General features: G+C 69.5%; 9 protein-coding genes, 1 tRNA gene and 2 pseudogenes. 6 read left to right on the top strand and 6 right to left on the bottom strand.

Going from position 1 to position 20,067, the window contains the following annotated elements; all coding sequences use genetic code 11:
* Positions 1–39 precede the first annotated feature (39 nt).
* From WME76_RS46310 to WME76_RS46295, 4 genes are all read right to left on the bottom strand, one after another.
* Positions 40–4,476 carry a translocation/assembly module TamB domain-containing protein gene (locus WME76_RS46310; protein WP_437962614.1) on the bottom strand — a complete coding sequence of 1,479 codons (4,437 nt, stop codon included), beginning with the start codon at positions 4,474–4,476 and terminating at the stop codon, positions 40–42.
* A 97-nt stretch (positions 4,477–4,573) separates the two neighbouring features.
* Positions 4,574–5,677, bottom strand: coding sequence for an endonuclease/exonuclease/phosphatase family protein (locus tag WME76_RS46305; RefSeq protein WP_437962613.1), 1,104 nt, complete (start codon positions 5,675–5,677; stop codon positions 4,574–4,576).
* A gap of 93 nt (positions 5,678–5,770) precedes the next feature.
* Positions 5,771–7,444 (bottom strand): energy-dependent translational throttle protein EttA, encoded by a 1,674-nt coding sequence (gene ettA, locus WME76_RS46300; protein WP_437962612.1) that lies wholly within the window; start codon positions 7,442–7,444, stop codon positions 5,771–5,773.
* Between the two features lie 360 nt (positions 7,445–7,804).
* Positions 7,805–9,457 carry a lipopolysaccharide biosynthesis protein gene (locus WME76_RS46295; RefSeq protein ID WP_437962611.1) on the bottom strand — a complete coding sequence of 551 codons (1,653 nt, stop codon included), beginning with the start codon at positions 9,455–9,457 and terminating at the stop codon, positions 7,805–7,807.
* A 198-nt stretch (positions 9,458–9,655) separates the two neighbouring features.
* On the opposite strand from WME76_RS46295, the gene WME76_RS46290 reads away from it, so the two are divergent.
* A tRNA-Asn gene (locus WME76_RS46290) sits at positions 9,656–9,731 on the top strand.
* Positions 9,732–10,012: 281 nt separating this feature from the next.
* Here WME76_RS46290 and WME76_RS46285 read toward each other — a convergent pair.
* On the bottom strand, positions 10,013–10,672 hold the full coding sequence (locus tag WME76_RS46285; protein ID WP_437962610.1) for a hypothetical protein: 660 nt from the start codon (positions 10,670–10,672) through the stop codon (positions 10,013–10,015).
* Positions 10,673–10,760: 88 nt separating this feature from the next.
* Between WME76_RS46285 and WME76_RS46280 the strand changes: the two are divergent.
* Positions 10,761–11,027, top strand: a pseudogene (locus tag WME76_RS46280) (transposase); the annotation flags it as partial.
* Positions 11,028–11,253: 226 nt separating this feature from the next.
* Here WME76_RS46280 and WME76_RS46275 read toward each other — a convergent pair.
* Positions 11,254–12,942 (bottom strand): hypothetical protein, encoded by a 1,689-nt coding sequence (locus WME76_RS46275; RefSeq protein WP_437962609.1) that lies wholly within the window; start codon positions 12,940–12,942, stop codon positions 11,254–11,256.
* Positions 12,943–13,081: 139 nt separating this feature from the next.
* Between WME76_RS46275 and WME76_RS46270 the strand changes: the two genes are divergently transcribed.
* From WME76_RS46270 to WME76_RS46255, 4 genes and pseudogenes are all read left to right on the top strand, one after another.
* Entirely contained in the window at positions 13,082–14,587 is a 1,506-nt protein-coding gene (locus tag WME76_RS46270) for a sigma-54 interaction domain-containing protein (RefSeq protein WP_437962608.1), read from the top strand.
* Positions 14,588–14,663: 76 nt separating this feature from the next.
* The gene (locus tag WME76_RS46265; RefSeq protein ID WP_437962607.1) at positions 14,664–18,077 is read left to right on the top strand and encodes a DEAD/DEAH box helicase family protein; all 3,414 of its coding nucleotides are present in this window, start codon (positions 14,664–14,666) and stop codon (positions 18,075–18,077) included.
* The gene (locus tag WME76_RS46260; RefSeq protein ID WP_437962606.1) at positions 18,074–19,582 is read left to right on the top strand and encodes a type I restriction-modification system subunit M; all 1,509 of its coding nucleotides are present in this window, start codon (positions 18,074–18,076) and stop codon (positions 19,580–19,582) included. The genes WME76_RS46265 and WME76_RS46260 overlap by 4 nt, the downstream gene beginning before the upstream one ends.
* Before the next feature lie 194 nt (positions 19,583–19,776).
* Positions 19,777–20,064: pseudogene (locus WME76_RS46255) on the top strand (restriction endonuclease subunit S); the annotation flags it as partial.
* Between the last annotated feature and the right edge of the window lie 3 nt (positions 20,065–20,067).

The following is a 20,067-nucleotide window of genomic DNA, read 5'->3' as shown; positions in this document are numbered from 1 at the left end:
CCTGCGAGCGCCGGGCCGCCGGCGCTCCGTCAACCCTCGTCACTCGAACTCCAGCCGCCAGCGGAGGTCGGCGCCCACGTTGCCGAGCGGTGAGCTCGAGGAGGCGTCGTTGGTGTTGTCGTACGACCCCTGCAGGCTCATGCGGTCGCTGAGCTTCACCTCGACGCCCGCGCGCACCTGGCTGCCCTGCGAGAGCCCCGTCGTGACGTTGGCGCGGACCGCGTCCGTGATGCGCTTGCCCTGCGTCACCGTCGGCTCCGGGGCGCCGTTCTTCGACGAGTAGCCGGTGCCGAAGCGGAACTCGTCGATGATCGGCACGATCGTCTTCACCGCCTTGTCGGCGCCCGTCAGCGACGAGAGCGCCTCCAGGCCCATCGTCTCGCCGAGCGACGACACGACGCCCTGGTTGAGCTCGGCGCGCGTCATGCCGAGCGTGAGGAGCAGGACGATGTCCTCCTGGCTGAGCGGCGGATCGCTCGTGAGGTTGAGCCGGAGGTTGTCGGCGTCGCCCTGCGCGTGCAGCTTGATGCGCCACTGCCCGGTCGGGTTCGCGCCGGCGCCGAGGCCCGCGGCCGTGGGCGCCGCCGCCTCCGCGCCGGCGGCCGGGTCGGCCGCGGCGCTGCTGCTCGCCGACGTGTAGCGGCGGTACTCGCTCTCGGCGCGCACGTCGACCTTGGGCGCGATGCGGAACGGGTCGTCGAACCGGACGTAACCCTCCCGGACCTCGAACTCGGTGCTCCGCAGCATGAGCTTCGAGTCGGGCAGGATGCGCAGCGAGCCGCGCGCGCCGAAGCGCTGGTTCGTGCCCGAGAGCGCGAGCCCCGTCGGCGAGACCTCGAGCCGCATGTCCGCGAGATCGTTCGAGAAGCGGAGCGGGTTCGGCGACAGGACCGTGACGTCGAACCGCACCACGTCGGCCGCGGGGTCGTAGGTCTGCACCGCCGTCCGCTGGCGGCCCGTCAGGTCGTCGAGGTCGACGCTCATCAGGATCGGCCGCGTGTAGCTGAACGACGTGAGCGTGATCGTGCCCTTCACCGACGGCAGGTTCTTCTCGCCCGCCTCGTCGTCCTCGACGCCGGGCCGGAAGCTCGCGGAGAGGTTCGCGTTGGCGGTGAGGTTCACGCCCTCCGCGACCGGCAGCTTCACGCCGGTCGCCACGATCGAGGCCTGCGCCGTGCCGAGGGCCAGGCCGCGGACCGGCATGTGCCCGACCGCGGTCACCGTGCCCGAGCCGACCCGCGCGCTCGCCTTCGTCAGGCGCACCTGGTCGCCGCCGATCGCGATCTCCACGTCGATGTCGTCGAGCGACACAGGCAGGCCCACGACGTCGAGCTCGCCCTCCTTGAGCGTCGCCGAGCCCGCGTAGCGCAGCCCCGCGAGCGGCCCTGTCACCTGCACCTCGGCCTGCACCGTGCCCCGCGCGTGCCGGATCTGCGGGATGTCGGCGCTGAGCCGCGACAGGTTCGTCGGGCTCACCCGGATCGCGACGTCGAGGTCCGGCGCGGTGAACACCCGCTTCACCTCGCCGGACGCGGTGAAGGCGGCGGACAGGCGCGAGGCGGTGTGCGCCTCGAGCCGGAGCTCCGGCACCTTCACCGCGTTGCCCGCGAGGCGGATCGGCCCGCTCGGGTTCGTGAGGTTCAGCCCCTGGCCCGCGCGCTCCAGCTTGAGCGCGTCGACCTTCAGCGTGAGCGCCGCCTGCCGGAAATCGGCGAGCGGCAGCCGCTCGATGTCGAGCGAGGCGGTCAGCGTGCCCTTCGGCGGCGCCGCCGAGAACGCGACGCCGGGGATCAGGTTCGCGAGCGTGCCGAGGTCGAGCGCGTCGACGCGCACCTTGCCGTCGACGATCTTGCGCTGCTGGCGCGTGACGCGGAGGCCCTCGAGCGCGACCTGCCCGCCGAACAGCGAGCCGTTCACGACGAACGACCCGTCGGGGAGGTCGCGCTCGTACTCCGCCGGATCGAACGGCGCGCCCTGCGGGTTGCCGCAGATCGGCGTCCTGCCGAGGATCTTCGGCGCCTTGTCGTTCGGCACGATGGTGAGCTCGACGCGCGAGGGGGGCAGGCTCGCGTGCGAGCGGCGGATGCCGACGCGCGAGACGTGGACGTCCGCGAACCCGGCCATCCGGCTCACGGTGCCCCCCAGGTTGGCGACGAGCGACACCGAGCCGTCGACCAGCGACGCCGCCGGCCCGAGCGCGTCCAGCCGCGCGATGGGGAGGCCGCTCGCGATGACGCTCCCCTTGATCGCGCCGCCGTGCTGCACGGACACGCTCGCCAGCACCGAGCCCGTGCCCTTGCGCAGCGACGCCGAGCGGACGTCGAGCCGCATGCCGTCGGCGCCGGCGGCCTGGTCGTCCCAGATCAGGTTGAGGTCGACCTCGCCCTCGTCGAAGCGCTCCTCGAGCAGCTCCACGCCGCTGAGCCGCATCCCGGCGCTCACCGCGAGGTAGCCGCCGCCGCAGCGGTCCTCCGGGCCGCCGAGCGCGAAGTGCGCGCGCGCCGTCCCGCTCGCGGTCGCCTTGTAGGCGGCGAACCGCGGGTCCTTGTCCATGCGGAGCATCTCGAGCAGGTCGCGCGCGGCGAGGTGCGGCGCCTCGCGCGTGTCGACGGTCGCGTCGACCACGACGACGCCCGACGCGCTGTCGAGCGGCCGGCCCTTCGGCAGGTTGCCCGCCGGGTCGAAGTCGATCTTGATCGAGGGGACCCGGACGCGGCTCGCCCCGTGCCGGACGCGCGCGTTCTCGAGCGTCAGGAACAGCGGCTCGAACGCGACCGGCGAGGGCTCGAGGTCGCCGATGGGGAAGCCGGTGAACACGAACTTCTCGATGCCGACCTCGCCCTTGAGCTTCGGGTGCGCGTAGGAGCCGTGCATCGAGGCCTTCATCGTGGCGACGCCGCCGAGCTCGAGCGAGGCGAGGGGCGAGACCTCGGCGAGGTCCACGCGCGAGCCCGGGTGGACCTCGACCCCGAGCTGGTCGTTGAAGCCGAGCGAGACGGTCGTCCGGAGGTGCGAGCTCGGCGTGTCGACCGAGAAGCCCGAGAGCACGACGGCGCTCTGCCGCACCTGGAACGAGCCGCGGAGCGCGGCCTCCTTGACGCCCATCAGGCGCTGGCGCGCAGGGTCCTTGGTCGGCTTGTCGAAGATGTCGAAGCCGCGCGTCTGCACGGCGAGCGGGCCCTCGAGCGAGAGCGGCGACAGCGTGCCGCCGAAGCGATCGAAGCGGCCCTCGTGCAGCGTCCAGGCGACGTGCGCCTGGGGGTGCACGCCGAGATCGCGGAGCAGGCCGGGCAGCTCGATGTTGGCGAGGTCGATCGGCCCGGCCTGGAGCGGCATGCCCTTCTCGAACGGCTTGAGCTCCGCGCTGGAGATCTTCAGCGTCCCGTCGGCCCAGGCGACGTCGGCGTTCGCGAGCTGCACGGCGTCGGGGGTCGTCGAGATCTCGCCGGAGAGCCGCGTCACGAAGATCCTGCCGTCGAGGCCCGGCTGGTCGAGCACGAGGGTGCCCTTCACGCGCGGGAGCGCGAGGCCGAGCGGCGCCGCGGCGGCGTCGTACTCGGCGGCGACGTCGATGGCGAGCGCGCCGGACGCGGGCGGCAGGCTCACGAAGCGGTGCACGATCGGCACCGGCAGGCGCGCGCGCACGCGGCCCTCGATGTGGTGGGGCATGCCGCCGCCCAGGCCGACGGCGCGCAGGGCGCCGAGCTCGAGCTCCACGCGGCGCCAGTCGCCGTCCGGGAGCGCGCAGGGGGGCGCGGTGCCGGGATCCGGGTCGAAGTCGGCGGCGCCCTCCAGGATGAGCCGGCGGACGAGGGCGCGATCGGGCTCGACGCGGACGCGCGTGTCGAAGCGGCAGACGACGTCCTCGTCGACGCTGTCCTCCTCGGCCTCGCGGCCGGGGGCGGCGTGCGTGTGGACGACCGAGACGAGGCCGGAGCGCATCGCGATCTCGAACGCGTTGGACGGCTCGGCGGAGACGTCGACGTCGACCTCGCGGGCCTGGACGCGGACGTTGTCGATGGTCAGGTCGACCCGCGCGTCGGTGATCGCCACCGAGGAGAGCGGGGCGCGGTCGAGCCCGCCCCCGTCGCTGCTCTTCCCGGTGCCGGGGAGCTTGAGGTTCCGGAGCTCGCCGTCCTTCACGACGGCGCGGACGCGGGGGCCGATGATCTCGACGTCGCCCGCGTCGATGTGCCCCGCGAGCAGCGAGAACAGGCGCGGGCGGATCGCGACGCGCTCGAGCTCGAGGAACGGCGCGCCGCCGTCGGAGGAGTCGACGACGAGGCGGTTCAGGCCGACCATGAGCGGCCAGGCCTGGACGCGGACGTCGTAGCGGGCGGTGATGCCGAGCTCGCGCTCGAGGAGCGCGGCCGTCTCGTACGCCGCCCAGGCCCGCACCGTCTCGGTCCGCACGAGGACGCCGAGCGCGAGCGGGATCCCCCCGATCACGGCGAACACGAAGCAGAGCACGCGCACGAAGAGGCGCCCCCAGTCTCGGCGGGCCCTCGGCGGGGAGCCTTTTCTCCTCGTGCCGTGCATCGGGGCGAAGCTTAGCTGAAGCGCGGTCGGACGCTTACGTGGGCGGGGTGATCCTGTAGACGGAAAAAATGGGCGCGTGATCGCTCGCGTCGTCGATCGACGGGCCGTGGGGGATCTGGACCGAGGCCGGGTCGAGCATGTCCCGGAGCAGCGGGTTGACCATCTGGTGGTCGATGAGCTCAAGCTGTCCGTTGAAGTCGTACGTCCAGCGGTCCGCGGGCGGCGCGGCGGTCGCGACGTCCTCGAACACGACGTCGCCGGCGCCGGCGACGGCCTCGAGGGGGAGCGAGCCGGGCAGGTCGTTGAAGTCGCCGAGCACGGCGATCGCCGCGGTGGGGTGCTCGGCGGCGAGGGCGTCGGCGATGGCGCGGGTGCGCTGAGCCTCGGCGAGGCGCCGGTCCGGGTTGTCCGGCGCCGCCTTGGCCTTGAAGTGGACCCCGAGCAGGATGACCTTGCGGCCGCCCCGGGTGAGGTGGAGCTCGAGGCAGTCGCGCGTGAACGTATAGACAGGTCCCTGCGTCCCGCGCAGCGTGAAGCGGTCGTCCCGGTGCGAGACGATCTTATCGAAGGGGATCTTCGAGATCGCGCCGACGTCGATGCCGCGCGGGTCGTACGCCTCGACGAGCGCGGCGTGGGGATACGCGCCGCCGAGCTCGATGCGGTTCAGGTCCTCGAGCACGTCGAGGTGCTCGACCTCCTGGAGGACGGCGACGTCGGGCGCGAGCTGCTCGATCACCGCGGCGACCGCCTCGCGCTTCTCGCGGTAGCGCGCGGGGCTGAGCACCGTCTCCTCGGTGCCCTCGGTGTCGTCCTCGTCGTTGAAGAAATCCTTGGTGTTCCACGTGACGACCGCGAGCGGCGCGGCCTCCGGCGGCGGGTCGACCCGAGGATCGCCGCCGCCGGAGCCGCCGGCGCCGCCGGCGCCGCCGGCGCCGTGGTCGACCGCGCCGCCGGAGCCGCCGGAGCCGCCGGCGCCCTGGCCGCCCGCGCCCTCGGCCACGCCGCCGGCGCCGGACGAGGCGACCTCGAACGGCGAGCGGGTCTCGGCGGCGTCCCGGCAGCCGGTCGCGGCCAGGGTGGCGAGCGCGCCCGCCGCGACCGCAGCGGCGAGCCCCGCGCGAAGGGAGCTCCGGTGCATGGAGAGGAGAGCTACTGCGGGCGCCGGCGTCGCACCAGACCGGAAACGTGCTCTGGGGCTGGAATCTGCCGGGCGGCGGAGCGCGGCGCCGTGTCAGCTCGCGGTGAGCTTGCGGTAGCGGATCTTGCGGGGCTCGGCCGCGTCGGCGCCGAGGCGGCGCTTCAGGTCGGCCTCGTAGTCGGCGTAGTTGCCCTCGAACCAGACGACCTTGCTGTCGCCCTCGAACGCCAGGATGTGGGTCGCGATCCGGTCGAGGAACCAGCGATCGTGGCTGATGACGACGGCGCAGCCGGCGAAGTTGAGCAGCGCCTCCTCGAGGGAGCGGAGCGTGTCGACGTCGAGGTCGTTGGTCGGCTCGTCGAGCAGGAGGACGTTGCCGCCGCGGCGGAGCAGCTTGGCGAGGTGGAGGCGGTTGCGCTCGCCGCCGGACAGGTCGCGGACCTTCTTCTGCTGGTCGCTGCCGGCGAAGTTGAAGCTGGAGACGTAGGCGCGCGAGTTGACCTCGCGCTTGCCGACCAGCAGCCGGTCCTCGCCGCCGGAGATCTCCTGCCAGACGTTGTTGTTCGGGTTGAGGGCGTCGCGCGACTGGTCGACGTACGCGAGCTCGACGGTCTCGCCGAGCCGGAGCGCGCCGCCGTCGGGCTGCTCCTGGCCCATGATCATGCGGAAGAGGGTGGTCTTGCCGGCGCCGTTCGGTCCGATGACGCCGACGATGCCGCCCCGCGGGAGCGAGAAGGTGAGGTCGTCGATGAGGACGCGGTCGCCGTAGCCCTTGCGGAGGTGGTCGGCCTCGACGACCACGTTCCCGAGGCGATTGCCGGCGGGGATGTGGATCTCGTTCTCCTCGACCTTCTTGGACCTGTCCTCGGCGAGCAGCGACTCGTAGGCGGCGAGGCGGGCCTTGCTCTTGGCCTGGCGTGCGCGAGGGGCCATGCGCACCCACTCGAGCTCGCGCTCGAGGGTGCGCTTGCGCGAGGACTCCTGCTTCTGCTCGAGCTCGAGGCGCTTCTTCTTCTGCTCGAGCCAGCCTGTGTAGTTGCCCTCGTACGGGATGCCGGCGCCGCGGTCGAGCTCGAGGATCCAGCCGGCGACGTTGTCGAGGAAGTAGCGGTCGTGGGTGACGGCGACGACGGTGCCCGGGTAGTCGTGGAGGAAGCGCTCGAGCCAGGCGACGCTCTCGGCGTCGAGGTGGTTGGTCGGCTCGTCGAGGAGCAGGATGTCGGGCTTCTCGAGGAGGAGCCGGCAGAGGGCGACGCGCCGGCGCTCGCCGCCGGAGAGCTTGGTGACGTCGGCGTCGGGCGGAGGGAGGCGGAGGGCGTCCATGGCGCGCTCGACGACGCGGTCGATCTCCCAGCCGTTGGCGGCCTCGATCTTGTCCTGGAGCGCGGCGTACTCCTCGAGGAGCGCCTCCATGTCGGGGGGCGACTCGCCGAGCTTGGTGCCGATCTCCTCGAAGCGCTGGACGAGGGAGCGGACGTCGTGCACGGCCATCTCGACGTGCTCGAGGACGGTCTTGCCCGCCTCGAGCTGCGGTTCCTGGGCGAGGTAGCCGATGCGGATGCCGTCGGCGGGCCGGGCCTCGCCGAGGTAGTCCTTGTCGACGCCCGCCATGATGCGGAGCAGGGTGCTCTTGCCGGCGCCGTTGGAGCCGAGGACGCCGATCTTCGCGCCCGGGTAGAAGGAGAGCCACAGGCCCTTCAGCACCTCCTTGTTCGGGGGGTGCACCTTCCGGACGTCCTGCATCGTGAAGATGAATTGAGGAGCCACGTCTTCGCCTGCCTGTGGTGCCGGCGCGCCGCGGTCCGCCGCTCGGCCTTCGAGCGGGCGCGGCGCTGGCCGTGCTGGAGGAGACGCCGTATGCGAGATCGCCGGCTGACGGTCAAGGGGCGTCGAGGCCGCCGTGGGCGGGCGCGCAGCGCGTGCGTCAGGACGGACGCGAGCGGGCGCACGCGGCGGCGTGGCGTGGCGCGGGCAAGCGGAGAGAGGGAGAAAGAGAGTTCAACGCCAAGGCGCCAAGACGCAAAAAGGCAAGAATTCATGACATTTTGTTCTATATTTTCGCGCCTTTGCGTCTTTGCGCCTTGGCGTTGAATTCTCCGCATCCTTGGCTGGACCTCTGGCGAGGGGCTAGGCGCGCCGCGCGCCGCGCCCGAAGGCCTGCCGGAGGACGGCGAGGTCCTCTCGGCCGACCTCGCGCGTGACGACAAGGAGCGCGACGTAGACGAGGCCGACGAGGAGCGCCTCGCCGAGCACGGCGACCTTGCCGAGCCACGGGAGCCGCGCGCCGACGGCGACCGCGACGGCGAGGGAGAGGCCCACGCGGAGCGCCGTCTTCGCGGTGACGAAGCCGCCGGCGACGCGGTGGAGCAGGACGCCGGCGACGACCGCGGACGTGGCGAGCGCGAGCGAGGTGGCGGTCGCGGAGCTCACGAGCATGTCGGGGCCGAAGGCGGCGCGGGGGACGGCGACGGAGCAGCCGATCGCGACGAGGAGGACGGTGGCGGCGGTGAGCGCGGCCGCGATGCGCTCGCGGCGGAGGCTGGTGAGCGCGGCCGAGGCGACGCCGAGGACGGCGAACGCGCCCATGCCGAGCGAGAGGACGCGGAGCGTGTCGCCGCCGCGGCTCCAGATCTCGACGGGGAAGGCGAAGCGCAGGACGTGCGGCGCGAGGCCCGAGATGGGGGCGCAGAGCAGGCCGGTGAGCAGGAACGAGAGGCGGACGCCGGTCATGGTGTAGCGGCGGACCGCGGCGCTGTCGGCCTCGGCGTGCGCGCGGGCGAGCATCGGGAAGAGGATGAACGTGATCGAGAGGAGGAGCTGGTAGGGGAGGAACGCGAAGAGCTGCGCGCCGCGGTAGACGCCGATGAGGTCGTCGGCGGCCCTGGCGCCGAGGGCGAGGTGGTTCGTGGCCTGGCCGAGGAAGCGGCGCAGGAGGAAGAAGTCGGTCTGGAGCAGGAAGTTCAGGAAGGTCTGCGAGACCGCGAGCGGCAGGAGGAAGACGAGGTGCTCGCGGATCGAGGGGCCGGCGCTGCCGCGGCGGCCGAGGCCGGTCTTGAGGGCCGCGAGGGGGGCGATGATGGCCGCGGCGGCGACGAAGCCGGCGATGGCGCCGAGGACGCCGCTCTGGCCGGCGCGGAGGAAGAGGAGGGCGCCGGCGGCGATGCTCGCGGTGCGGAGCGCGCCGTAGCCGATGTCGAAGCCGGCCTGGGTGAGGAACCGCCGCTGGCCGTTGAGGGCGCCGACGAGCGGGGCGTAGAGGCCGTAGAGGAGGACGATGAGGGCGGCGAGGCGGAGCGGGCCGGCGACGTGGGGGGCCTCGGAGAAGTCGGCGATGGCGCCGGCGAGGAGCGCGAAGGTCGAGGAGACGACGACGGCGAGGATGGCGTGCAGGGCGAGCGTGCGGCGGAAGGCCTCGGCGGCGTGGTGCTCGGCGACGCTGGAGACGGCGCGGGAGACGCCCTGGATGCCGGTCGCGACGATGACGTTGTTGACGACGCTGACGCCGGCGAAGACGACGGAGACCGCGCCGTAGCCGTCGGTGCCGAGCAGCCGGGGGAGGATGAGCTGCTGGACGAAGCCGAAGACGATGAAGGAGACCTTGGCGCCCGCGATGGCAAGGCCGCCGCGGCCGGCGGAGCGGGCGGTGGTGGCGGAGGGGGCGGTCGGGGCCGCAGCAGCGGGAGAGGAAGCGGCAGGGGCGGCCTGCGCGGGGTCCGGGGGGGCCTGCGCGGGGGCGGGGGCTTCGGGCGGCGGCGGGAGGGGCTCGGCGGCGCGCGACACGGCGGGGTTGTCGCAGAAGCACGCCAGGCGGGCAATCTCGCGGGAACGGGCGAGGGGAAAGGGGAAGCGCCGGCCGGGACGGGCGGGGTAGGGGAGGGAGCGGGCGAGCCCACGCGCGTGTCACCAAAGTGAAGCGCGGTGCGGATTCGCTTGACGGGAAGAGCCGGCGGACTATTCTCGCGCCCGTCTCCGACGCATTCCAGCTTAGCTCAGTTGGTAGAGCAGGCGGCTGTTAACCGCCGGGTCGCTGGTTCGAGTCCAGCAGCTGGAGCCAATCCTTCATCGCCATGAACTTTCATGGCGAAGGTTTTTAACGGAGCCCCCTCGACGATCTCGTTGGGGGCTTCGTGCTTCTGGCGCTTGTTTCCGGGGACTTCGTGCGGTGTCGCGGGCGCCGGGACAGCGTTCACGCTGAGAGCGCCGCGCGCGGGAATGCTGGCTCGCGCGGGACGATCTGAACGGCGTTCGCGCTCTCTTCTCTGGCCACCGGGGAGAGAGAAGCCGAGAGCGCCTAACAGCGAGGCGGGACAGAAGCGTAGCGTTCAACTGTCCCGTTTAACAGCCGCAGCCTCTCTTGAATCCCGTTCGGCGCTCCGCGAGCGCCGCCTCGACCGTCGCGCGCACCTCGCCGGACTGGCAAACAAGGACAAGGCGATGTCGCGCTCTGGTCCACGCCACGTAGAGGTCGGTCGGCGTGAAGAGCGCGTCGAACCCGCTGAGGCCGTAGGCGACCACGACGTCCGCCTCGAGTCCTTTGAAGGCTCGCGCTGTTGTCACGAGGACGCCAGCGCCTCGCCTCCAGCCGACGGCATCGTCGACGAGCGGGACCCCGTCCACCGCTGCGTGGCGTGCGAGCGGGCCCTTCGCGTAGGAGGCGGCGCCGAGCAGCGCGAGTTGTTGCGGCTTGATGCCTTGCTGCAGCAGTTGACGGACCTCGGAGAGCACCAACCCCGCCTCGGCCACCGCCGTCGCTGCCATTCGGACCGCAGGCGCCTCACCCGACGGCGAGCCGGGCAGCAGACGAATGTCGATGCTGGCGAGCGCTGCCCCGCTTCGGGCTATGGCCTTCGTGTTCCTGCAGTTCGTCGTAAGCCGGAAGCGTGCCGGAAGCGGCACCGACGGCAGCTTCGCCACCACACGCAGGCTCTGGTTCATGTCGAGGAAGGCGTAAAGCCGACCTGCCTGGCCTGCGCGCGATACCGACTCGATGGTCACCCGCCAGTCGGGACCTCTGTGCCAACGTCGGGTGAGACAGGCTCCCCCTGGAAATCTGTGGTGAGCGGGCGGAAAATGGACATGACCCGTGCCGAAGCCTTCCCATCTCCGATCCGTCGATTCTACCCCCGCCCCAGCGGCGCAGGGCGCTGCTCCCCGCCCGAGTGGCGTCGCCGTCGAGACTGTGCCGAAGCCGGGTAAGAGGCGGAAGTTCTCGGCGGCGGAGAAGCTGCGCATCGTTCGCGAGGCGGCTGCATGCACCCAGCGCGGCGACATCGAGGCGCTGCTGCGCCGCGAGGGCATCAACAGCTCCCTGCTGACGGCGTGGCGCAAGCAGCTCGCCCTCCACGGCAGAAGTCGTTCTGCGTCTCGGTTCGTGGACGCGGGGCCGAGCTGTCCAAGAAGAGCGTTGCGATCGAACATACCGATAGCGTACCAGCACGCCTCATTCCGCGTCAGCGGGCCGTGCGAGCGCTGGCTGCGGGAGGCGGTGCTCGGGATGGTCGACTGGCAGGAGCAGCGGTGCCGGTGGGAGGGGTTGAAGGCGCGGCTGCTGGCGGGGGCCGGCTGCCGGCGCCGCTTCACGCCGCCCCGCCGCAACCGGGAAGTGCCAACACGGCGGCCGCGAGCGATCCCTTCGGCAGGCTTAGCGGGCTCGCCGCTTCAGTCGCTTCGTCGAGCACCTCGACGTTCAGCGCCCGCAGGGTGCTCTGCGCCTTTCGCAGGAGCAGGTCGAGCGCCTTATGCGCCTTGCGGATCTCGTCGCTGATGCCCTCGACGTTCTTGCGGATCGTGTCGCTGTGCTTCTCCATCTTCTCGAGCCGCGACAGCTCGTCCTCGATGCGCGCCTCGATGTCGCGCAGGGCGATGATGTCGCCGGCATCACCCACGGTCTTGGTGCGCGTGACGAGGCCGATACCCAGCAAGATGGCCGCGTGCAGGTACGTATCGGTGGTCGGGTCCTGGTCATCCCAGACCACGAGCACGTTGTTCCCGTAGCGCGCGAAGCGCGGGAACACATCGCTCGCGTGCGACCGTGCCATCACGAACACGCCCGCGGCCGCGTCACGGTTCTTGCGAGCCGCATCGAGCTCGTCGAGCGCCTTCTGCACCGCGTAGCCCGCGTCGCGCTTGGCCTCGAACACGACGCCGGCACCGGCGAACGCGCTCTCCTCGGTGAACCGCACGACTGCGTCGCCCTTCTTGCTCCGACCCACGCCCGCGGTCGCTCCGGTGGCTTCGAAGATACACGGCGCCCCCTGGGTCGCTGCGCGCACGAACGAGAGGACGGCGTCCTCGAACACGAGCCCGCCGCGCGTGCTCTTCTGGTCCTGCGAGCGCTTGAGCTCGATGCGCACCAGCGCCTCTCGGACCTCCTTCTCGAACTGCACCTGCCGCTCCTCCTGGCGCTTGGCGAGAGCCAGCTGTGCCGTCGATTGCTCCTCTAGCAGCTTCGTCAGGCTCGCCTTCAAGAGCGCCATGGGCGACGACGGCGCGTCAGGGTTCACGGCCGCGAGCACGTCCTGACGCGCACGATGCGTCTCACGAACCAAGCGGCTCAAGAGCGACTGCTCGTCGTTCGCATCGAGGGCAGCGAGGGCAGTGGAGAGCTGCATCTGGCGATCCTCGTCGGCGCCCTTCAGCTCCTCGCGGAGGCTCCTGAGGAACCGCGAGACCGCACCATCCTCTGCGAGCGGGTCGAGGGCACGGACCAGCTCGGCGTGCCCTTGGCTCATGACGGCGCGGAGCTGGGCCTCGAGCACTTTCACGAGGCCCGTGCTGTCGGTGGGGCTCAGCTTCCTGAAGAGCGGGCTGGTCTCGCCGACCTGCTTCGCCAGCGCTTCGGCGAGCACGCTGTTCTGCGGTCCGAGGTACTTTTCGAGGAGCCGCGCGAGCACGCCGTGGTCATCGACGAACGCCGAGAGCCGCTGCGTCACCTGACCGTCCTTCGGATCGAAGTAGCGGGTCAGGACGGCGCCGATCGTCTGCTGCTGCTGTTCGACGTAGAGGCGAAGCTGCCGGTCGATGTCGCCGACGAGCGCCGCGCCGACGTCCTTCAGCTTCGACTCCTGCGCCGCCGCGTGGGCGTTCGCGAGAGCGCGCAGGCCGATGGCCCATGCGTCGTGGGCGAGCTGGTCGCGGCTTGCCTCGTCGAGCTCCCCGAAGAGCGCGAGGCTGTCGGGACGGCGGTCGCGCAGATCGAGGGCCACCTCGTCGGTGGCGAAGACGACGCAGACCGAAAGGGGCTGGGTGCCAATCATGTTCGTCATGCCGGCCCACCATTGCGGCCATCGTGCCAACGCCCGCCCGCTCGTTCAGGCCAGGCAGGAGCAGGGAAATCCCGCCACTTCGGACACTGCGCGAACAAGGCTCCTTGTGCCAGCGCAAAATGTCTTGTATCGTCCCGCTGTGCGCAAGGTCCTCGTGGCGTGGATCGGAAAGACCGACCTACGGGCCCCCACCGAAAGCCAGCTGGTGGGCCTGGGACCGATCGCGCAGGCTCTCGACGGACGAGCCTTCGACGAAGCCTTCCTGCTCTCCGACTACGACGACGACGTCATCCAGCCCTACGTGAAGTGGCTGCGCAAGCGGTCCTCGTCGCGCGTCGAGGTGCTCTACGAGAAGCTCTCCGGTCCGACGCAGTTCGGCGAGATCTACCAGGCCGCCGTTCGTGGCATCGAGCGCGCGCTCGGTGATCGTCGACGCGAGACGGCGCTCGCGCTCCACCTGAGCCCGGGCACGCCTGCGATGGCGGCGGTATGGATCATCCTTGGGAAGACGCGCTTCCCCGCCGAGCTGATCGAGTCGTCGCGAGAGCACGGCGTCCGCACCGCCTCGGTTCCGTTCGACCTTTCGGCAGAGTTCCTGCCCGACCTCTTGCGCGAGCCCGACGAGCGCCTGCGCCAGACGAGCGGGGGGGAGCCTCCGGAAGCCCCGGAATTCGCCGACATCATCCACAAGAGCCGCGTCATGGACCGGCTCATCCAGCGCGCCCGACGCGTCGCCATCCGGAACGTCCCCGTGCTCATCGAGGGCGAATCCGGCACAGGCAAGGAGATGCTCGCACGTGCGATCCACCGCGCGAGCCCGCGCCGAGACCGGCCCTTCATCGCGGTGAACTGCGGAGCCATCCCCGCCGAGCTCGTGGAGTCCGAGCTGTTCGGTCACGAGAAGGGGGCGTTCACTGGGGCAATGCAGCAGCGCAAGGGGCACTTCGAGGCGGCCGACGGCGGCACGCTCTTCCTCGACGAGCTGGGCGAGCTGCCCGGGCCCGCGCAGGTGAAGCTGCTGCGCGCCATCCAGGAAGGAGAGGTGGTCCGCCTGGGCGCCAGCAAGGCGACGAAGGTCGACGTGCGCATCGTCGCTGCCACCAACCGCACGCTGACCGACGAGATCGCTTCCGGCCGCTTTCGCGAGGATCTCTTCTACCGACTCGCCGTTGCCGTTATGACCATCCCTCCGCTGCGCGAGCGCTCGGGCGACCTCGGTGTCCTCATCGACCACTTGCTCGCGCAGGTGAACCAGGAAGCGGCGACCGAGCCAGGCTTCAAGGAGAAGAAGCTTTCTACGGGCGCAAGGAATCTTCTTCTGTCGCACCCCTGGCCCGGCAACGTCCGGGAGCTCCTGAACACCCTTCGCCGCGCCGCAATCTGGAGCGACGCCGCCGTGATCTCCTCCGAAGACGTGCGCGAGGCGCTCCTACCCACGGCTCCCGCGGCGAAGCAGGACGTGCTCGGGCGCCCCCTTGGAGGCGGCCTCAATCTGCAGAATCTCATGAGAGATGTCGCGCGCCACTACCTCGGGCGCGCGATGGACGAGGCGCACGGCAACAAGACCAAGGCCGCGGAGCTGGTGGGCTTGCCCAGCTACCAGACGCTGACGAACTGGCTCGCGAAGTACAAGGTGGAGAGCTGATGGCACGGACGTTGATAGGGACGTTGAAGAGAGCGCCGGCATGGTCGCCAGCGTCGCCAGGGAGGACGTCCCGCACATGAAGTCACAGAACTTCGAGTTCCTGCGGGCTCGTCGCGCGGTGCTGGCCGACCTCGCGGGCTTCGCGGAGCGCTACGCGCACGACGACCCCGCGAGCTCGCTCATCAAGCAGCGCAGCTTCGTCGAACATGCCGTGGTGGCGATCTACGAGCGCTATCCCCTGCGCCCGCCGCTGTCCGACAACCTCAACGACCTGATGAACGAGACCTCCTTCCGGCAGGCCGTCCCCGAGGTCGTACAGAACAAGCTCCACGCGGTGCGCAAGGCAGGCAACCACGCCGCGCATCCCCGCCGGCCGATCACGAGCCAGCTCTCACTCGAGTGCCTTTCGCAGCTCTTCGACATCGCGCGCTGGTTTCACGTGCAGATCGACGGTGGCAAGCTCGACGCGGCGCCGACGTACGTGGCGCCACCGCCCGAGCCGGCGAGCGCCGCGAAGACGAAGGACGCCCTCGAGAAGCTTCGCCTCGCCGAGGCCAAGTACGAGTCGGTGCTCGCGGCGCTCGAAGCCGAGACGAAGAAGCGCCTCGATGCCGAGCGCGCCGCCACCGAGCACGCCACCGAGCTCGAGAAGCTGAAGGAAGAGGGGCAGAGGGTCGCGTCGTTCCTCCATTTCAACGAGGAGACGACGCGGCGTCGGCTCATCGATCAGGCGCTGCTCGCGGCCGGCTGGAACGTCGGCGCGAGCGGCGCGAACACCGAGCAGGTGCGGCAGGAGGTGAAGCTGACCGGCATGCCCACCCCGAGCGGCGACGGCATCGCGGACTACGTGCTCTACGGCGACGATGGCAAGCCGCTGGCCGTGATCGAGGCCAAGAAGACGGCGAAGGACGCGCGTGAGGGGGCCGAGCAGGCCCGGATGTATGCCTCCTGCCTGGAGAAGGAGACCGGCGTGCGGCCCGTCATCTTCTTCACCAATGGCGTCGACGTCTTCCTCTGGGACGACGTGCAGGGCTACCCGTACCGGACGGTCTACGGCTTCTACTCGAAGGACAGCCTCGAGTACCTCGTCCACCAGCGCGCGAACAAGAAGCCGCTCGCGACCGTCGAGCCGAACCTCGCCATCGCGAATCGCATGTACCAGCTCGAGGCGGTGAAGCGGGTGTGCGAGCGCTTCACTCGCAACTTCCGGAAGACCCTCGTGGTGCAGGCCACGGGCACCGGCAAGACGCGCGTCGCCATTTCGCTGTGCGACGTGCTGATGCGCGCGGGCTGGGTGAAGCGCATCCTCTTTCTCTGCGACCGCCGCGAGCTGCGCAAGCAGGCCGACCGCGTCTTCAAGCAGTTCATGCCGGGCGAGCCGCGCGTGATCGTCGATGCCAGCACCGCGAACGACCGCGACAAGCGCATCTACCTCGCGACGTACCCGGCGATGATGAAGTGCTTCGAGGACTTCGACGTCGGCTTCTTCGACCTCATCATCGCCGACGAGTCCCATCGCAGCATCTACAAGAAATTCCGTTCGCTCTTTCAGTACTTCGACGCGCTCGAGGTGGGGCTCACGGCCACGCCCGTTCGCTTCATCGAGCGCAACACGTACGGCCTCTTCGGCTGCGAAGACCGCGACCCCACCTCGCACTTCAGCTTCGAGGATGCGATCAACAGCAAGCCGCCGTTCCTCGTGCCCTTCCGCGTCGTGGCGGTGAGCACGAAGTTCAGCCGCGACGGCTTCCGCTACGCGGACATGACGCCCGAGCAGCAGGCCGAGCTCGAGGACCAGGACCCGCAGGCCCAGCAGGTCGACTACGACAGCGAGGACCTCGACAAGCATTTCTTCAATCGCGACACGACGCGGGCGATCTGGCGCTCGCTCATGGACGGCGGCTTCCGCGAGGCGACCGGAAGCCACATCGGCAAAACCATCGTGTTCGCGCGCAGCCACGTGCACGCGGTGCATCTGGCCGAGGTCTTCAGCGAGCTCTACCCGCAGTACGGCTCGACGTTCTGTCGCGTCATCGACAACCAGGAGCCCAAGGCCGACCAGCTCATCGACGACTTCAAGAATCCAGACAGCGAGCTGACGATCGCGATCTCCGTCGACATGCTCGACACCGGCATCGACGTGCCCGAGGTCGTGAACCTCGTCTTCGCCAAGCCGGTGAAGTCGTACGTGAAGTTCTGGCAGATGATCGGGCGCGGTACGCGCTTGCGGAAGCACCTCTTCGGTCCGGGGCGCGACAAGACCGAGTTCCTCATCTTCGACCACTGGCAGAACTTCTGGTTCTTCGACGAGAAGTACAAGGAGACCCAGCCCTCGCCGCAGAAGTCGCTCTTGCAGCACCTCTTCGAGGCGCGCGTCGAGCTCGCGCAGGTGGCGCTCGACAAGATGGACCAGGACACCTTCGAGGCGGCCGCCGCGCTCATCCTCGGCGACATCCGGGCGGTGCGCGACACGAATGCCATCGACGCACGCGACCGCTGGAAGGAGCTCGAGCTCCTCGCCGACGGCGATCGCGTGCACCACTTCGCCGCTGCCACCAAGGCCGACTTGCTTTCGCTCGTCGCCCCCCTGCAGCACCTGCGCAGCATTCGCGGCGACGAGGATGCCTACCGCTTCGACCTGCTCATGACCCGCCTCGAGGTCGAGGTGGTCAAGGGCGGCCCGACGGCGCCCAAGGTTCAGGACCTGCGCGCGCGTGTCGAGGAGGCGGTCGAGCTCCTCGCCAAGAACCAGAACCCCGTCAAGGCGAAGGCCGACGCGATCAAGCAGGTTCGCAGCAAGGACTTCTGGGCCAGCGTCGAGGTGCATCATCTCGAGGGGCTGCGCCGGGATCTGCGGGGCATCATGAAGTACCAGCAGCTCCCGCCCACGGCGCGCGTGGCGCCGCAGGTGTTCGACGTCACCGACGACGGCTTCGCCGCGGAAGCTTACATCCCGAAGCTAGAGGGGCTCGATCTCGTCGAGTACAGGCGGCGCGTCGAGTCGGTGCTGCGCGAACACTTTGCCGAGAACCCCACGCTCCAGCGCATCCGCGCGGGTAAGAGCGTGCGCGAGGACGAGCTCGACGAGCTCGCGCGCCTCGTGCTCCAGGTCGACGACAAGGCGAACGTGAAGCACCTCGCCGGCCACGACCCCGAGACGCGGCGGTCGCTCCTCACCGTGTTCCGCGGGCTCGTCGGACTCGACGCTGCGGCGGTCGAGCAGGCGTTTTCGGACTTCGTGCACAAGCACCCGCGCCTGTCGTCGCAGCAACTCCGCTTCCTGCAAGTGCTCCAGAACTACATCGCCCAGAACGGGGGCATCGAGCTCGAGCGCCTGTACGAGCCTCCGTTCACCACCCTCCATGCCGAGAGCATGGACGGCATCTTCCAGGACGCAGGGGACGTGGATGCGCTCCTTCACATCCTCAGCGTCTTCGAGCCCAAGAGGGCTGCTCCCAGCGAGCGGCCACCCGCGAGCCAAGCATCATGAGCACACTGACCACGCAGCAGAAGAGCGACATCGACAGGCTCTGGACCGAGTTCTGGACCGGGGGCATCACCAACCCGCTCACCGTGATCGAGCAGATATCGTTCCTGATGTTCGCGCGCCTGCTCGACGTTATGGAGACGACCGGCGAGCGCAAGGCCGAGCGGCTGAAGAAGCCCTTCAAGGGGCGCTTCAGCGGGCCGCACGATCCGCGGCGCTGGAAGAACTTCAAGCAGACGGATGCGGTCGAGATGCTGCGCGTCGTCCGCGACGAGGTCTTTCCGCACTTCCGCAAGCTGAACGGCGGGACGACCTTCGCCGAGTACATGCAGGACGCGCAGCTCATGATCCAGAAGCCGAACCTCCTGGTCTTGGCGGTGAACAGGATCGACAAGCTGCCGATCACCGAGGGCGACGCGAAGGGTGACCTCTACGAATACCTGCTCAGCAAGCTGACGACGGCCGGCATCAACGGCCAGTTCCGCACGCCCCGGCATATCATCCGGTTCATGGTGGAGCTGCTCGAGCCGAAGCCGACCGAGACGGTTGGCGACCCGGCCTGCGGCACCGCAGGCTTCCTCGTGGGCGTGATGCAGTACCTGCTCGAGACGCACACCTCGCCGAAGGGCAAGCTCAGGGGCGAAAGCGGCGAGACCATCTACACGGGCGATCTGCTCGAGCCGTACCGCGACCACATCCAGAACGGCATGTTCCACGGCTTCGACTTCGACGCGACGATGCTCCGGATCGCGTCGATGAACCTGATGCTCCACGGCGTGGACAACCCGGACATCCACTACCAGGACACGCTGTCGAACTCGTTCCCCGAGAAGTTCGCGAAGCAGGCCACGGGTGGCTTCGACGTCATCCTCGCCAACCCGCCGTTCAAGGGCAGCCTCGACGAGGGCGACGTTCACCCGACGCTGACCCAGGCGGTGAAGACGAAGAAGACCGAGCTGCTCTTCGTGGCGCTCATCCTGCGGATGCTCAAGAAGGGCGGCCGCAGCGCCACGATCGTGCCGGACGGCGTACTGTTCGGCTCGTCGAAGGCGCATACCGCGCTGCGCATGATGCTGGTGAAGCACAACCAGCTCGACGCGGTCATCTCGCTGCCGAGCGGCGTGTTCAAGCCCTATGCCGGCGTGTCCACGGCCATCCTGGTCTTCGCCAAGGGCGGCAAGACCGATCACGTGTTCTTCTACGACGTCGAGGCCGACGGCTTCTCGCTCGACGACAAGCGCGACTCGGTCAGCGAGAATGATCTTCCGGATGCGCTCGAGCGCTGGCGGAGGCGAAACTACAAGAAGGACACCGATCGCACCGCGAAGCATTTCATGGTGCCGGTGAAGGAGATCGAGGAGAAGGACTTCGATCTCTCGATCAACCGCTACAAGGAAGCGAAGCACGAAGAGGTCAAGTACGACCCGCCGAAGAAGATCATCGCCAGGCTGCGCATGCTCGAAGCGGAGATTGCGAAGGACTTGAGCGAATTGGAGGCGCTGCTGTGAGGGGGGCTCACTCGGTTGTCGGGGATGTACTGATCGGCATCCAGGCCGGGAAGAGCGTCAAAACGAAGGAGCGACCTGCGCAGCCGGGCGAGCTGGGTATTCTCAAGGTCAGTGCTGTCACATGGGGGGAGTTTCGGCCGCAAGAGAACAAGGCGATCCTCGACGATTACGACCCGGGTGACTGTCCTCGTCCCATGCACGGCGATCTTCTCATCTCGAGGGCGAACACTCGTGATCTTGTCGGCGCGCCCGTTCTTGTGGAGGGGGACCACCCGCATCTCCTCCTGTCTGACAAGATTCTGCGGCTTATTCCAGACGACGCTCGCGTCGACCGACGCTATCTCGCACGAGCACTCCGGTCAGTGGCTGCGAGGAAGCACTTTGAGAGTCGAGCCGGTGGCACGAGCGGCTCAATGACGAACGTCACGCAAGACGACATTCGTTCTGCGCCCTTGCCGCTTCCGCCCCTTGTAGATCAGCGCCGC

The organism is Sorangium sp. So ce119 (assembly GCF_051524405.1).
Taxonomy (GTDB): Bacteria; Myxococcota_A; Polyangia; order Polyangiales; family Polyangiaceae; genus Sorangium; species Sorangium cellulosum_G.
This window is presented reverse-complemented; position numbering and strand designations above follow the sequence as displayed.

What these genes read in the sequence shown, in the direction of transcription:
- WME76_RS46305 (WP_437962613.1), bottom strand. Translation starts at nt 5,677, where the DNA reads ATGCACCGGAGCTCCCTTCGCGCGGGGCTCGCCGCTGCGGTCGCGGCG.
- WME76_RS46275 (WP_437962609.1), bottom strand. Translation starts at nt 12,942, where the DNA reads ATGACGAACATGATTGGCACCCAGCCCCTTTCGGTCTGCGTCGTCTTC.
- WME76_RS46265 (WP_437962607.1), top strand. Translation starts at nt 14,664, where the DNA reads ATGAAGTCACAGAACTTCGAGTTCCTGCGGGCTCGTCGCGCGGTGCTG.
- WME76_RS46260 (WP_437962606.1), top strand. Translation starts at nt 18,074, where the DNA reads ATGAGCACACTGACCACGCAGCAGAAGAGCGACATCGACAGGCTCTGG.